This is a genomic window from Pseudogulbenkiania sp. MAI-1, assembly GCF_000527175.1.
Classification (GTDB): Bacteria; Pseudomonadota; Gammaproteobacteria; order Burkholderiales; family Chromobacteriaceae; genus Pseudogulbenkiania.
The window spans coordinates 3,773,227-3,787,998 of the sequence record NZ_AZUR01000001.1 but is presented as its reverse complement, the minus strand read 5'-3'; the positions used below and the strand labels follow the sequence as shown (position 1 = coordinate 3,787,998).

At 64.9% G+C, this 14,772-nt stretch carries 10 protein-coding genes; 5 read left to right on the top strand and 5 right to left on the bottom strand.

What is annotated here, in order from left to right:
* Positions 1–24: 24 nt before the first annotated feature.
* The 4 genes from PSEMAI1_RS0117750 to PSEMAI1_RS0117735 form a co-directional block, all read right to left on the bottom strand.
* On the bottom strand, positions 25–459 hold the full coding sequence (locus tag PSEMAI1_RS0117750) for an SCP2 domain-containing protein (RefSeq protein WP_024304158.1): 435 nt from the start codon (positions 457–459) through the stop codon (positions 25–27).
* Positions 446–1,363: a U32 family peptidase gene (locus tag PSEMAI1_RS0117745; RefSeq protein ID WP_024304157.1), complete on the bottom strand. Its 918-nt coding sequence runs from the start codon at positions 1,361–1,363 to the stop codon at positions 446–448. The genes PSEMAI1_RS0117750 and PSEMAI1_RS0117745 overlap by 14 nt, the downstream gene beginning before the upstream one ends.
* Positions 1,364–1,377: 14 nt before the next feature.
* Positions 1,378–2,385, bottom strand: a complete 1,008-nt coding sequence (locus tag PSEMAI1_RS0117740) for a peptidase U32 family protein (protein WP_156943200.1) — start codon at positions 2,383–2,385, stop codon at positions 1,378–1,380.
* Between the two features lie 114 nt (positions 2,386–2,499).
* Positions 2,500–2,880, bottom strand: a complete 381-nt coding sequence (locus tag PSEMAI1_RS0117735) for a SirB2 family protein (protein ID WP_024304155.1) — start codon at positions 2,878–2,880, stop codon at positions 2,500–2,502.
* Between the two features lie 101 nt (positions 2,881–2,981).
* Here PSEMAI1_RS0117735 and recC point away from each other — a divergent pair, with 101 nt between their 5' ends.
* The 5 genes from recC (at position 2,982) to PSEMAI1_RS0117710 (ending at position 13,511) form a co-directional block, all read left to right on the top strand.
* Complete coding sequence (gene recC / locus PSEMAI1_RS0117730) at positions 2,982–6,167, top strand: exodeoxyribonuclease V subunit gamma (protein ID WP_024304154.1); 3,186 nt, start codon at positions 2,982–2,984, stop codon at positions 6,165–6,167.
* The gene (recB, locus tag PSEMAI1_RS0117725) at positions 6,164–9,718 is read left to right on the top strand and encodes an exodeoxyribonuclease V subunit beta (protein ID WP_024304153.1); all 3,555 of its coding nucleotides are present in this window, start codon (positions 6,164–6,166) and stop codon (positions 9,716–9,718) included. The genes recC and recB overlap by 4 nt, the downstream gene beginning before the upstream one ends.
* Before the next feature lie 733 nt (positions 9,719–10,451).
* A complete protein-coding gene (locus PSEMAI1_RS0117720; RefSeq protein ID WP_024304152.1) occupies positions 10,452–12,296 on the top strand; it encodes a DUF3857 and transglutaminase domain-containing protein in 1,845 nt (614 codons plus the stop codon).
* 553 nt (positions 12,297–12,849) lie between these two features.
* Positions 12,850–13,035: a hypothetical protein gene (locus PSEMAI1_RS21015; RefSeq protein WP_024304151.1), complete on the top strand. Its 186-nt coding sequence runs from the start codon at positions 12,850–12,852 to the stop codon at positions 13,033–13,035.
* Positions 13,036–13,172: 137 nt separating this feature from the next.
* Positions 13,173–13,511 (top strand): hypothetical protein, encoded by a 339-nt coding sequence (locus PSEMAI1_RS0117710; RefSeq protein WP_051460246.1) that lies wholly within the window; start codon positions 13,173–13,175, stop codon positions 13,509–13,511.
* Positions 13,512–13,575: 64 nt separating this feature from the next.
* Here the strand turns inward: PSEMAI1_RS0117710 and PSEMAI1_RS21555 are convergent.
* Positions 13,576–14,741 (bottom strand): IS3 family transposase gene (locus tag PSEMAI1_RS21555; RefSeq protein WP_156943102.1). Its coding sequence is split into 2 segments (ribosomal slippage): positions 13,576–14,477 and positions 14,477–14,741, totalling 1,167 coding nucleotides; the frame shifts between segments, so codons are not numbered across the junction.
* Between the last annotated feature and the right edge of the window lie 31 nt (positions 14,742–14,772).

The following is a 14,772-nucleotide window of genomic DNA, read 5'->3' as shown; positions in this document are numbered from 1 at the left end:
GTCTTCCGGGCCGGGGAGGGCGGCTCAGCCGGCCATGAAGCGGGCGAGCGGGGTGTCGTGCCAGTCGACGCTGTCGAGCAGGTTCTTGACGATCAGGCCCAGCTCGGTGTCGCCTTCAATCACCAGCTTGCGGTTGAAGAACAGCGTGTCCGGGTCTTCCTCGCGCAGCATCATGCGCGCGAAGTCGGCGACGCTGGCCGACAGGCGCAGGTCGGGCTCGCCGGGCTGGCGGTCCAGCGTGAAGCGGCGGGCGTCGGCGGCAAAACGCAGGCTGACGCCGGCGTCGACGAGGCGCACCTCGAAGCGGCGCCCGGAGAGCAGCTCCATGTCGGCCGGCAGCACGCCGCGCTTGACCAGCTGGTTGAGGCTGGTCACCAACAGCCAGGCCGGCGGGGTGGCCGGCAGCTTGCTCAAGAGTCGGGCGAGGCGGGTGGGGATGGTCAGGTCAGGCACGCGCATGTTCTGCTCCTTGCGAGTTGACGATGCCGGGCTGGCCCAGCCAGTAGCCATCGACCAGCGTGCCGTCGTTGGCGAGGCCGGCCGGGGCCGGCCGGGCGCTGGCTTGGCCGTCGATCACGGCGCGGAAGGCCTGCACCACGTCGGCGGTATGGACGGACTGCGGGCTGATGCGGACCGCGTTCACGCCGGCCGCGGCCATGGCCGGCAGGTGTGCCAGCAGCGACTGGCAGCCGGCCGACATGGTCTGGATGCCGTTGATGGTGAGGAAGTCCTGTCCCTCGCGCGTGGCCAGCGTCAGGCCGTCGGGGTGGTCCAGGCAGCGGAACTGGCAGTCGTCCTTGCTCAGGTTGTAATGGCGCGCGGTGAAGCAGCGCGCCGAGAACGCCAGCGGCAGCTTGCCCCAGGCGAACACCTCGGTTTCGATCGCCGGCGCGTGTTCCAGCACTTCGGCCAGCGTGGCGCGGTCCATCTCCACCGGCGGCAGCCAGCGATAGGCACCGAGGCGCTGCATCAGCGCCAGCGTCTCGCCGTTGTAGACGTTGAGGTGCGGCCCGGCGACGAAGGGCACGCCGCGTTCGCGCGCCAGCCGCGCCGCACCGAGGTCGTTGGCCTCGATGCGCACGACGCCGTTGTCGATCAGCTTGCGCAGGCGCTTGAGGTCGGATTCGCTCTCCAAGAGCGCCTGGCTCGACAGCACCGCTTCCTTGCCGGCCTCGGCCAGGTCGTGGGCGAGCCCGATCCAGTCCTGGGTGCGCAGCTGCTGGCGGCGCGAGCACACCACTTCGCCCAGGTAGATGCTATCAACCGGCCAGCTGGCGGCTTCGCTATAGAAGGTGAAGATCTCGTCGCGCGACCAGAAGAACAGCACGGGACCGAGAGTGAGTTTGAGATTGAGTGGGGTCATGGTGGTCGGCTCCCTCATTTCCACGGGCGGTTGTAGGCGCCCAGCGTCTGCTGCTGGCCCTCGGACATCTTGGCCAGTTCCTGCTGCCAGGCCGGGCGCACGCCGAAGCGCTGCCCCTCGCGTCCGGCGGCGTCGAGCGCGGCGCGCAGCGTGCGCGTCACTTGGGCGACGTAGGCCGGGCTGCGCTGGCGGCCTTCGACCTTGATCGCGGCCACGCCGATGTCGATGATCTGCGGCAGCATGGCCAGCACGTTGAGGCTGGTCGGCTCTTCCAGCGCGTAATAGGTGTCGCCCTGCACGTCGAAGCGGCCCTTGCACAGCGTCGGGTAGCCGGCCGGCTCGTCCTTGCCGTACTGGTCGATCAGCACGCCGTTGAGACGGGCGTCGAGCGCGGTGTCGCCGTGCTCCCAGCGCACGTACTTGGCCGGCGAGCACACGCCGTGGGTGTTGGGCGATTCGCCGGTGGCGTAGGACGATAGCAGGCAGCGCCCTTCCACCATCACGCACAGGCTGCCGAAGCCGAACACTTCGATCTCGACCTCGGTGTGCTCGATGACGTGGCGCACCTGATCGAGCGTCAGCACGCGCGGCAGTACCGCGCGGCGGATGCCGAACAGCTCGCGCGCCAGGTTGATCGCCTCGTAATTGGTGGCCGAGCCCTGCACCGACAGGTGCAGGCGCAAGTCGGGATGGCGGCGCACGGCGTAGTCCATCAGGCCGAGGTCGGCCAGGATCACGGCGTCGACGCCGAGGTCGGCGGCTTCGTCCACGGCGCGGTGCCAGCGCGCCACGTTGCCGCCCTGGGCGTAGGTGTTGATCGCCATCAGCACCTTGCGGCCACGCGCGCGGGCGTAGTCGATGCCGGTGCGCGCGCTGTTGTCGTCGAAGTTGAGCCCGGCGAAGTTGCGGGCGTTGGTGTCGTTCTTGAGGCCGAAGTAGACGGTATCGGCACCGTTGTCGACCGCCGCCTTGAGGGCGGGCAGGCTGCCGGCGGGGCAGACCAGTTCGGGCAGGGTCATGATCGGTTTGCGCCAGGAAACGTAAACCGGGGGACAGTAGCAGAGTGGAGCGGGGCCGCCATTGCTCTGGGTCAAGCTTCGGCCAAGCTTTCTGCTCGGATCGGCCGAAGCGGGGGATTACAGCGGCCAGATCATCTTGGTCTTGGCGATCAGCACGATCCACAACACGGTGGCGAGCGCGGCGGCGAAGGCCGTGGTACGGATGGTCTTGGTCCGCCCGCGCTTGAGCGCCACGGTGCCGAGCCCGATGTAGACCAACAGCAGCACGATCTTGGCCATCAGCCAGTCCTGCTGGGTGGGCAGGAAGTGGGCGAGCACGGCCAGCGTGATGCCCAGCGTCAAGAGCAGGGTGTCGATCACGTGCGGCAGGATGCGCAGCGGCCTGGCTTGCAGCAGCGGCGAATCCGCCAGCATCAGCGCGCCGCGCGCGGTGAACAGCAGGATGGACAGGTAGGCGCAGCCCATGTGGGCGTGTTTGATGATGGTGTACGTCGGCATGATGGTTCCCGAAGGCGAAGACTGCGATGTGACGCAGTGACGGAGCAGCGGTTCCCGGATGGTACACTGAATGCCTTCTTTTCCAAGCATCCGTCATCGCCATGCTGCACCTCTACCAGTCCAACCGCCTCGAAGCGCTGGGGGAACTGTTCACCGGCATGAGCCGTGCCGCGCCCCTGTCCGACCCGTTCCAGCCGGAAACGGTGCTGGTGCAGAGCCGCGGCATGGGGCGCTGGCTGACGCTGGAACTGGCGCGGCGCGCCGGCATCGCCGCCAACCTCGACTTCGTGCTGCCGGCGGCCTTCGCCTGGCGCCTGATGCAGGCGGTGCTGCCGGGGCTGCCGAGAAAGTCGTCGTTCGCGCCCGAGGTGCTGCAATGGCGGCTGCTGGAACTGCTGCCGACCTTGCACGGCGCGCCGTTCACGCCGCTCGAGCGCTACCTGGAGGGCGGCGAGGCGGCTGGCTTCGAGCTCGCCGGCAAGATCGCCGACATCTTCGACCAATACCTGGTGTTCCGCCCCGACTGGATCCGCGCCTGGGAGCGCGGCGAGCTATTGGACCTGGGCGAGGATGAGGCGTGGCAGGCGGCGCTGTGGCGGCAGCTGGCCGAGGCCGACCCCGGCCGCCACCGCGTGCGCCTGCTCGACGACTTCCTCGGTGGCCTGCGCCCGGAACACCTGCCGGAGCGCGTCAGCCTGTTCGGCATCGCCAGCCTGGCGCCGATGTATTTGGCGATGATCAAGCGGCTCGCGGCGCTGACCGATGTCTGCGTGTTCCTGCTCAACCCCTGCGAGGCCTACTGGGGCGACATCGTCGACGCGCGCGGCCAGCTCAAGCTGTTCCAGCAGGGCATGGAGGCGCACGACGACCACCCGCTCTTGGCCTCGCTCGGCAAGCAGGGACGGGACTTCTTCGACCAGATCGCCGAGGAGATTCCCGAGGGCCACCCGCTGTTTCTCGAACCGGATGGCGACACGCTGCTCACGCGGCTGCAGCGCGACATCCTGACGCTGACCCCGCCCGGCGCGGCGCCCGAACCGCCGGCGCCCGGCGACCGCTCGATCGAACTCAATGCCGTCCACAGCCCCATGCGCGAACTGGAAGTGCTGAAGGACCGCCTCTTGGCGCGCTTCGTCGCCGACCCGACGCTGACCCCGGCCGACGTGGCGGTGCTGACGCCGGACATCAACGCCTACGCGCCCTACATCGACGCGGTGTTCGGCCCGCGCGACGACGCGCCCAACATCCCCTACACCATTGCCGACCGCCGCATCGAGCGCGAGGAGCCGCTCTTGGCCACCTTCGCCGCTGTGCTTCGTCTCGCCGACTCGCGCTTCGCCGCCGACGCGGTGCTGGCGCTGTTGGACTGCGACGCGCTGCTGGCGCGCTTCGGCCTCACCGACGCCGACGTGCCGCTGATCCAGCAATGGGTGCGCGAATCCGGCATCCGCTGGGGGCGCAACGCCGCGCACAAGGCGGCGCTCGGGCTGCCGGCCGACCCGCTCTACACCTGGCGCTGGGGGCTCGACCGCCTGCTACTGGGCACGGTGCTGCCGCAGGCACTGGCCGGCGACGCCTCGCCGCTGTTCGGCGGCCTGCTGCCGGCGGCCGGGGCGGAAGGGCAACTGGCCGAGACGCTGGCGCGCTTCGGCCAACTATTCGACGTGCTCGACGGTTGCGCGCGCGCCTGGGCCGAACCGGCCAGCCCGGCCGAGTGGCGCACGCGACTGCAAGGGGCGGTCGAGGCGCTGTTCGCGGTGGACGAAGCCGGCGAGGCCGCGCTGACGCTGCTGTTCGACGCCCTGGCCGAGCTCGCCGACGATGCCGCGCTTGCCGCCTTCGACGCTCCGGTCGGGCTCGCGGTGGTGCGCGACTGGCTGATGCGGCGCCTGACGCTATCCGCCCCGAGCGGATTTCTCGCCGGCGGCGTCACCTTCTGCGCCATGGTGCCGATGCGCTCGATCCCGTTTCGTGTGCTGTGCTTGATCGGCATGAACGACGGCGCCTACCCGCGCGACGAGCGCCCGGTCAGCTTCGACCTGGTGGCGCGCCACCCGCGCCGTGGCGACCGCTCGCGCCGTTTCGACGACCGCTACCTGTTCCTCGAGGCGCTGCTGTCGGCACGTGAGGCGCTCTACTTGTCCTGGGTCGGGCGCTCGGTGCGCACCGACGAGCCGCTGCCGCCGTCGCCGCTGGTGGCCGAACTGCTCGACACCCTAGCCAAGATGGCCGGCCACGCCATCGCGGTGGTGCAGCACCCGTTGCAGCCGTTCGCGCGCGCCGCCTTCGACGGCAGCGACGCGCGCCGCCACAGCTTCGAGCCGAGCTACGCCGCCGCGCTCGCCGCCCCCCGCCACGACCCGGCGCCGTTCGCCGTGACGCTGCCGGACGGCGACGCCACGGTGCTGCGCCTCGACGAGCTGCTGCGCTTCTGGCGCCACCCGGCGCGCGCCTGGCTGGCGGACCGGCTCGGCGTCAAGCTCGCCGGCAGCGCCGAGGACGTGCCGGTGCGCGAGCCGTTCACCGTCGAGCGCGACACGCGCGAAACGCTGCGCCGCGAACTGGTCGGTGCGCTGGTGGCGGCCAAGCCGCTCGCCCCGGTCAAGGACCGCTTGGTCGGCGCCGGCCTGCTGCCGCCGGCGGCGCTGGGGCAGGCCTGGCTCGCTGAGGAAACTACCGCCAGCGTGCGCTTCGCCCGGCGCCTGCCGGCGGAACTGGCGCAGCCGCTGCGTGAGCCCGAGAGCATCGAACTGACGCTGGACGGCGTGACGCTGGTCGGCGAGCTTTCCGGCCTGCGCGACGCCGGCCTGCTGCGCGTGGTGGCGCGCAAGGCCTACGCCGGTGAGCTGATCGAACTGTGGCTGAGTCACCTCGTGCTGTGCGCGGCGCGCCCGGCCGGGGTGGCGCCATACTCGGCCTTGTACGACGAGGAAGGGGTACACGAACTCTGCGACGAGCCCGAGGCCGCCGAGCTGCTGCGGCCGTGGCTTCTCCGCTGGCAACAGGGCCAGAGCCAGCCGCTGCCGTTCTTCGCCCGCACCAGTTGGGCCTACGCCAAGAGCCTGGCCGAGAAACCCGACCAGCCCGAGACGGCGCTCGCCAAGGCGCTGGCGGAATGGGACCCGGCCTACGACGGCAAGACCCCGCAGAAGGACGAAGCGGCGATCCGTCTCGCCTTCCGCCATCTCGACCCGCTGGCCGATCCGCTGTTCGCGCAACTGGCCGACACCCTGCTGCTGCCGCTGGCCGAACGCCTGCTGGGCACGGATGAAGGAGACCAAGCATGAGCGCCCAGGCCCTCGACGCGCTGCACTGCGAGCTCACCGGCGTCAACCTGATCGAAGCCTCGGCCGGCACCGGCAAGACCTGGACCATCGCCGCGCTCTATACCCGCCTGCTGCTGGAAGAGCGCGACGACGCGCCGCCGCCCTCGATCGAACAGATCCTGGTGGTCACCTACACCAAGGCCGCCACCGCCGAGCTGCGCGAACGGCTGCGCCATCGCCTGGCCGAGCTGGCCGCCGTGCTCGACGGCGCGCCGACGCGCGACGGTTTCCTGTTGGCCATGGCGCAGCGCTTCGCCGAACCGGCCGCATGCGAGCTGGCACGCCAGCGCCTCACCGCCGCCATCACCGGCTTCGACGCCGCCGCCATCTACACCATCCACGGCTTCTGCCAGCGCGTGCTGACCGACGCCGCGTTCGAAAGCGGGCAGACCTTCACCGCCGAACTGATCGCCGACGACGCCGACCGGCTGACCGAGGTGGTGGACGACTTCTGGCGTCGCCGCGTGGTGGCCGACGCGCTGCTGGCGCGGGTGCTGGCCGAAGCCGGCGAGACCCCGGACAGCTGGCTCGCCGAAGTACGCCCCTTCCTCGCCAAGCCCTACCTGCGCAACCTGGCGCCGGCGCTGACGCCGCTGGCCGACTCGCTCGCCGCAGCCGACGCCGCCTGGCAACGCCTGGCCGGCGACACCGAGCTGGTCCGCGGCGGCCTCGAACTGCTGTGCGCCACCGAGGGCTTCAAAGCCAATATCTACGGCCCGGCGCAGCAGCAGACGCTGGTGCGCCGGCTGCAACAATGGACCGCTGACGCCGGCCTGCCGCTGCTGTCGAAAAACGACAAGAAACAGCTCGACAAGCTCACCCCGCCCGCGCTGGCCAAGGGCATGAAGAAGGGCTTTGCCGCGCCGGTACACCCGCTGTTCGATGCCGTGGCCGTCTGGCTCGCCGCCTGGGACGCGCACCTGGCCAACGTCGCCGCGCACGTTGCCGCGCTCAAGCTGGAGCTGATCGCCTGGGTCGACGCCGAGCTGGCGCGCCGCCGCGCCAGCGAACGCACGCGCAGCTTCGACGACCTGCTGACCGACCTCGCCGCCGCGCTCGAACACCCGGACAGTGGCCCGTTGCTGGCCGAGCACGTGGCGCGCAGCTTCAAGGTGGCGCTGATCGACGAATTCCAGGACACCGACCCGGTGCAATACAGCATCTTCCGCGCCTGCTTTGTCGGGCGCGACTGCCCGCTGTTCCTGGTCGGCGACCCCAAGCAGGCGATCTACAGCTTCCGCGGCGCCGACATCTTCGCCTACCTCAGCGCCCGCGACGACGCCCGCCGCCACTACACCCTCGACACCAACCGCCGCTCGGCCGAGCCGCTGGTGGCGGCGGTGAATGCGCTGTTCGCGCGCGAGAAGCCGTTCGTGCTGGCCGACATCGACTATCCGGCGGTGCGCGCTGCACCATCCTCCGGCTGGCGCCTGGACGTGGACGACGGACGCGCGCCGCTCACCTTCCAGTGGCTGGACTTCTCCGCCACGGCCAAGGGCGCCAGCAAGCAAGTGGCGATGGACGCGGCGGCCGAGGCCAGCGCCGACGAGATCGTGCGCCTCTTGACCCTGGCAGGGCAAGGGCGGGCGCGGCTGGTCGCCGAGAACCGGGAGCGTCCTCTGGTCGGCGGCGACATCGCCGTGCTGGTCGCCACCCACCGCCAGGGCGAGCGCGTGCGCCAAGCCCTGTCCGAACGCGGCGTCGCCAGCGTGGCGCTGACCCAGGAAAGCGTGTTCGCCAGCGCCGAGGCGCAGGACCTGCTGGCCTTGCTGCGCGCCTGGGCCGAACCGGCCAGCGAGGGGAGGCTCAGGAGCGCGCTCGCCAGTGAGCTGTTCGGCCTCGACGCCGCCCAATTGCTGGCGCGCGTCGACGACGAACCGGCCTGGGAAGCCCAACTTGCCGCCAACGCCGAGGACCACCGGCGCTGGCGCGAACACGGTTTCATGGCAGCTTGGCGCGGCTTCTTCGGCCGCGAACGGTTGGCCGAACGGCTGCTGCCGCTGCCCGACGGTGAGCGCCGCCTGACCAACCTCGCCCACCTCGCCGAGCTGCTGCAACGCGAGAGTGAGGAGCGCCAGGGCATGGCGCCGCTGTTGGCCTGGTTCGAAGGCCGCGTGGCCGATCCGCCCGGCGGCGAAGAGGCGCTGCTGCGGCTCGAGAGCGACGCCGCGCTGGTCAAGATCGTTACCATCCACACCTCCAAGGGGCTGCAATACCCGGTGGTGTTCTGCCCCTTCCTGTGGGACGGCAAGCTCGACGCCAAGGACCCCGCATTCTGGCGCTTCCGCCGCGACGGCGCCTCGTGGCTGGCGCCCGACAGCGTCGCCGACGACGACGTGCGCCTGCTGGCGCGCAGCGAAACCCTGGCCGAAAAGCTGCGCCTCTTATATGTGGCGCTGACCCGGGCGCAGTACCGCCAGTACCTGGCCTGGGGCTGGGTGCAGGGCATGGCCACGGCGGCGCTGTCCTGGCTGCTGCACGGCCGCGACAGCCGCAACCTACCCGAGCTGGAACAGCTTGCCCTCAACCCGGCCACGCTGGAGGCCGATCTGGCAATGCTGCTCGCCGCGCACGCGGGCGAGATCGGCCGTCTCGACGCCAGCCCGCTCACGCTGCGCCTGCCTCCGCCCGAACACGCCGACGCCGCGCTCGCCGCCCAGCCCTTCACGCGCAAGCTCTACACCCCATGGCGCGTGGCCAGCTTCACCTCGCTCACCGGCGGTGCGCACGCCGCCCCGGTCCCGGCTGAAGCGCCCGACCACGACCGCGGCGCGCTCGCCCTGGCCGACGACGACAGCGCCGCCTTCGACCGCTTCGCCTTCCCGCGCGGCGCGCGCGCCGGCACCTGCCTGCACGCCATACTCGAACGCATCGATTTCGCCGCGGACGATGAAACGCTGCGCGCCGCCGCCGTCGAGCAACTGGAACGCGCCGGCTTCGCCGAGCACTGGCAGGACGCCGCGCTCGACATGCTGCGCCGCACGCTGACGGTGCCACTCGACGACGGCGTGCGCCTCGCCGACGTGCCGGCCGGCCGCCGCCTGGTCGAACTCGAGTTCACCCTGCCGGTGGCACGGCTCGACGTGGCGGCGCTGATCGGGGTGCTGACCGACCCCGCCAACGGCTTGGCCGACCCCATGCGCGATGCCGCCCGCAGCCTCGATTTCTACACCGTGGCGGGCTACCTCAAGGGCTTCATCGATCTCGTGTGCGAGGCAGGCGGGCGCTGGTACCTGGTCGACTACAAGTCCAACCACCTCGGGCACGAAGACGCCGCCTACCACCGTGACGCCTTGCTCGCCTCGGTGGCACGCGAACACTATTACCTGCAATACCTGCTCTACTGCGTGGCGCTCAGGCGCTACCTCGCGGCGCGCGGCGTCGATTTTGCCGCCTGCTTCGGCGGCGTGCGCTACCTCTACCTGCGCGGGTTGACTCCCGAAGGTAGCGGGGTGTGGCGTGACTCGCCGAGCGAGCGGCTGATCGAGCGGCTCGACGCCTTATTTGGATGAGAAACCGTTTACACAGGCAGGGCGACTGAGGAACGCTCTCTGAGTGCCGCCAGTGTAGTGGTCACTGTGTGCTTCCCCTGATGTGTGGCAGCAGCGTAAAGCAAGAGTGGGACGCCCGGTTCGCTGCTGCTCATGCTGCCATTCCCTTTTCTGCAAGGCGCCGTATTCACCAGAGCCCTCACTTTGCGGCAAAAATAGCTTCAATTTCGGCGTTTTACGATATCAATCCATTTGCGCAATTGGTATGCTTTTCGCATTGCGAAGCGCACGTTGAGCCACCTGCTTCAGGGCTAGTTCGGTGTTCAGCAGCTCAATGTGTTGTTTGGATGGGTGGTGCTTTCGGCTTGCAAGAGCCGACCGACCTGAAGAGTGATGGGCTGCCTCTGTGCTGTTTGTCGAAGCGGTGGTAGAGCATGCCGCATCGCATGCCCAAGGCAGCATTGCCTTGCCACTCTATCGCTATGCGCTGCTGATGGGCTATTGATTTGTTATGTTATTTCGTAACTATTCTATGTTTTTAAAGAATGACTATTGATCATGCTCGTAAGCAAGCAACTGGCAATGACTGCCATGACTTGACATTAATGTCGTTGGCATTACCATGCCGTATGAATTTTGTTCGCCGCATCGAGAGGCTTACTTGCTGCATTCCAGACGATCGATGGTGAGCTGGGCTAGTAATTCAACCTTCGGTGTAATTGTCAGAGCTATCTTTCATGGTGGATTAACAGGAATGAAATCATCAAACTATTTGCTGGGTTTGACCTTGGTAGTTGGAATAATTTCTTCACCCTTATGCTACGCCGATTTCGCCAAGGAGAACCGGGATATTTATCTGAATGCCGATGGCAGCGAAGATTATTTCACCGAGCGCGAAATTTATGTAAAAGACAGGAAGGATGTCAAGGACCTTGGCGAATTCACATTGAATTACAATGCCGATACGATGACAGTGAAGGTGATTGAGGCGTATACGATCAAACCGGATGGCTCGCGCATCAAGCTGGCTGAAAAGGATATTCACGATCAGGCTCAAGCCGCCATCGCAGATGCTCCCGTTTTCACCAGCCTGAGAGCCAAGACCTTGGTCTTTCCTGCCTTGGAACCGGGATCCCGAATTTATATGAAGACGCATTTCCATTACATGCCGCTCTTTGCTGGGGAAGTGCAAGGTACGATCAGTTACTCTCCAAGGGAGAGCTATGATGAAGCTCGCAGTAGAATTACTGCTCCGGCTTCATTGCCATTGAGAGTCAAGGGGGAAAAGATCAGTTTGAAGGCCGGTAAGAATGCCGCCGGCGACAAGGTCTGGGAGTGGAATTTTTCTGCACCCGCCGATACGAATTTCGTACCTGAAGAAACCGTGTCTGAGGAGGACTTCAGCAAGCAGGTGCATTACAGTACGCTCAAAGACTGGAGTGCCTATGCCGAAGAGTATAGAAGGCGTACCGAGGATAAGGCCACGATCACTCCGGCTATCGCTCAGCTGGCGACGGAAATCACCAAGCCAGCAAAAAACCGCCGAGATGAAGCGAGGCTGTTGTACCAATGGGTCAGCCAGAATATCCGCTACGTGCAGGTGTACCTCAACGATGGGCATTACATCCCCCATGCGGCCGACGAGGTGCTGAAAAACCGCTATGGCGACTGCAAGGATAAAGCCGTATTGCTCAAGGCCTTGCTCAAGTCGCGCGGCATCGATAGCTCTCTGGTGCTGTTGAGTGCGTCCACCCGGTATACGTTGCCGGAACTGCCGACCATGGATGCGTTTAACCATGTCATCGTCTACTTGCCGGAATGGCATCTTTACGCCGATCCGACTCAGGAATTCCTGCCGTTTGGCGTGCTGGCAACGACTGAAACCGACAAGCCGGCGCTGCATATCGATGACGGCAAAGGAATCCAGCATATCCCGCAGTTGTTGGCTGAAGAGGACGGCATACGAAGCAAGACGTATATCAAAGTTGGCGAAGACGGCCGCATGTCGGGTTCCACAGAGCTCGAGTTCTTGGGGGCATCGAGTGTGCTGGGGCGCCAGATCAGCCAGAACGTAGGCGATGACTCGTTGCGTCAAGTGGGCCATCTAAGGGATTTCCTGGGCCAAGCCGGCTATTCGGGCAAAGGGGAGTGGCTTTCTGACGTCGAGACCGATCTCTCGATGACCAGCCTTACCCACTATTTCAAATACGAACTCGATCAAAAGCTGGAGCGGAATTCGCTGTGGAGTCTGCCACGGATGGGGTACGGGGAGAGGCTATTTCAGCGTTTGGCTACAGTCATCAACCTTCCGGAACAAACCCCACGTCGGCTCTGCTTCAACCAGATGGTCGACGAGAGCATGGAAGTGCAATTCCCGAAGGAATGGAAGGCAGAAAACCTGCCAAAGCCGGTGTCGCTGCAGACCGGTGGAGCAAGCTACCAGGCAAATTACGTGTTCGATGAATCGTCGCGCACTTTTAAGGCGAACTGGCTGGGGAAATTCAGCCATGAGGGAAATACCTGCGATGGCTCGGAATTGCGAACGGCCATGCCTTTTGTGAAGCCTCTGACCCGCAAGGATGTGCTTTTAGTCAAGTAACTGGTGGTGATTTTTCACAGCTACTTGCCTGTGCATTTAGGAAGGCCTGAAGAAATCAGCTTGTCGTGACCAAATACATTTCCGATGATAGGGATGTTGCTTTTGGGGAGGAGTTTTGTGTGGAGCAGAACTTGCATGATGACGGAGTGGCACTGGCAAAGTGCGACCCCCTTTGCTGAGGGGTGAATGAAAGCATAGTCAGGGTGTGGTTATGATTTTTGATTGTAGAGCCCTGAGCTAATTTATGTTTTTTGTGGTTGGAGGTGTGATGGTGATTTGTGCTATCCGTTTTTGTCTGGCTATTTTGTGCGTTTATAGTGTTACGGTTTTTCTGATGGGTATAGGTAATGATTATTTTTCAATGGGAATATTAGGGGGGGTGATAGGCTCTGCACTTGGTGGGGCTTCGGCATACTATATTTTTTGCGGGAATAATGGTCGAGAGAAATAATCTTATTAACTCTCGTCGTTTATTTTTTGAAATTCATAATGAGGTTGAGATATATGCAGGCACTAAATGATGTTGAGCTTGAAGTGGTGAGTGGTGGGAAAGATGGTGCTGGCGGTGGGCGATCTAGAGGCCGTAGTAGATCCGGTGGTGCTGTTAGTGGTATGTCAACGGGGAAAGGCGTCGGCGGCCTTGCTGCTGGAGCAATTACTGGGGGGCTGGCAGGTTATGCCGCAAGTCAAGGTCGTGCTTTGGGGGCATTATGTGGTGCTGCCGCAGGGGCAGCGGTAGGGGCTGCGGGGGGAAATAATGGTTCTCAAGCAACGGCTGGAGCAGCGGCTGGTGTTGCATGCACCAAAGATTCTGATAAAGGGAAGGACGATGGTGGAAGTGGCCGCGTCATCTGCACCCACTTCTACCGCAAAGGCATGCTGCCCCAAGAGGTGTGGCGCTCGGACATGGAGTTCACCCGCAAGCATCTTTCCGAGGCCACCGTCCGTGGCTACCACTACTGGGCCATTCCCTACGTTCGCCTGATGCGCAAGTCGCCTCTTGCCGAAAAAATCATGTGGCCGCTCGCCAAGTGGCGCGCGGAGGAACTGGCTTATCAGGTGGGTCGGCGCGAGAAGCCTAACTACCTGGGCAAGCTGATCCGTCTGACGCTTGAGCCCATGTGCTACCTGATCGGCTTGGTTGCGCCGCAGAAAGACTGGGAATCGCTGTGGCAGGAACGTTCTGCCCAAGGTGTATACCGCATCGGCCTGTAACTCCTAGCAGCCGAGACCCCAGGGGGGCGTTTGGGGTGTCCTGGCAAGAGCGGACAGCTCCGATTCAAGCGGCCTTGGCTGAATTCCAGTACCTCCGGGTAAATTCAGCCGGCGCCAAGTAGCCAAGCCGCGAGTGACGGCGTTGGCGGTTATAGAAGATTTCGATGTACTCCCTGATCGATGCCTCCGCCTCCGCCCGCGTTGCGTAACGGCGATGGTGGACGAGCTCGTTCTTCAACGTTCCCCAGAAGCTCTCTATCGGCGCATTGTCGAAACAGTTCCCCTTGCGTGACATCGAGCTATGCATCCTGAACTGCGTCAGCAAATCCCCGTAGGCCTTGGCGCAGTATTGGCTGCCACGATCCGTATGGTGGATCAAGCCGGCCGGCGGCCGCTGGTGCTGGACCGCCCGGAACAGCGCCTTGCTGACCAGTTCGGTCGTCATCCGCGCGCCCATCGCATAGCCAACGATCTCGCAGCTAAACACATCCTTCAGTGCCGCTAGGTACAGCCAGCCCTCGTCCGTCGGGATGTACGTTATATCACCCGTCCAGACCTGATTCGGGCGGGTCGGCTCGAACACCTGACCCAAGACATTCTCCGCGACCGGCAACGAGTGGGCCGAATTGGTGGTCGCCTTGAACTTGCGCTTCTGCCGGCACCGGATGCCTATCTGGCGTCGTAAACGGTCGATGCGATCACGCCCGGCCTCAAAGCCCATCGCCGCCAGTTCTGGCTGCAAACGGCGTACGCCATAGGTTTCCCGTGTTTTGGCATGTGCCGCCCGGATCGCCACTTTCAGCCGCTCGTCCTCTTGTTCTCGCTCAGATGGAGAACGTCCACGCCAGCCATAGTACCCAGCACGGGACACCGCTAGAACCCGGCAGGCCACCACCACCGGGAATAGGTTTCGGTGCTCTTCTATCCACGCGTACCGGGCAGTGATGCCTGAGCAAAGTACGCTGCAGCTTTTTTTATGACGTCTCGCTCCAGGCGTGCCTCTGCCAACTCCTTGCGCAGCTTGGCGTTCTCTGCTTCCAGCTCCGTGACACTGCGCGCCCCCGGCGCCGGTTGGTCACCGCCAGACCTCGCCGCTACAACCCAGTTAGCCAATGTACCCTTGGGGATACCCAGCCGCCTGGCCGCCCCTTCAAGGCTGAGCCCTTGCTCAAGTACCAGCTTTACCGCCTCAGAACGGAACTCTACTGGATATGTCTTTCTGGTCTTCATTTCACACTCCCGATTGTCAATGGTAACAATC

What these genes read in the sequence shown, in the direction of transcription:
- PSEMAI1_RS0117750 (WP_024304158.1), bottom strand. Translation starts at nt 459, where the DNA reads ATGCGCGTGCCTGACCTGACCATCCCCACCCGCCTCGCCCGACTCTTG.
- PSEMAI1_RS0117745 (WP_024304157.1), bottom strand. Translation starts at nt 1,363, where the DNA reads ATGACCCCACTCAATCTCAAACTCACTCTCGGTCCCGTGCTGTTCTTC.
- PSEMAI1_RS0117735 (WP_024304155.1), bottom strand. Translation starts at nt 2,880, where the DNA reads ATGCCGACGTACACCATCATCAAACACGCCCACATGGGCTGCGCCTAC.
- recC (WP_024304154.1), top strand. Translation starts at nt 2,982, where the DNA reads ATGCTGCACCTCTACCAGTCCAACCGCCTCGAAGCGCTGGGGGAACTG.
- recB (WP_024304153.1), top strand. Translation starts at nt 6,164, where the DNA reads ATGAGCGCCCAGGCCCTCGACGCGCTGCACTGCGAGCTCACCGGCGTC.
- PSEMAI1_RS0117720 (WP_024304152.1), top strand. Translation starts at nt 10,452, where the DNA reads ATGAAATCATCAAACTATTTGCTGGGTTTGACCTTGGTAGTTGGAATA.
- PSEMAI1_RS21015 (WP_024304151.1), top strand. Translation starts at nt 12,850, where the DNA reads ATGGTGCTGGCGGTGGGCGATCTAGAGGCCGTAGTAGATCCGGTGGTG.
- PSEMAI1_RS0117710 (WP_051460246.1), top strand. Translation starts at nt 13,173, where the DNA reads ATGCTGCCCCAAGAGGTGTGGCGCTCGGACATGGAGTTCACCCGCAAG.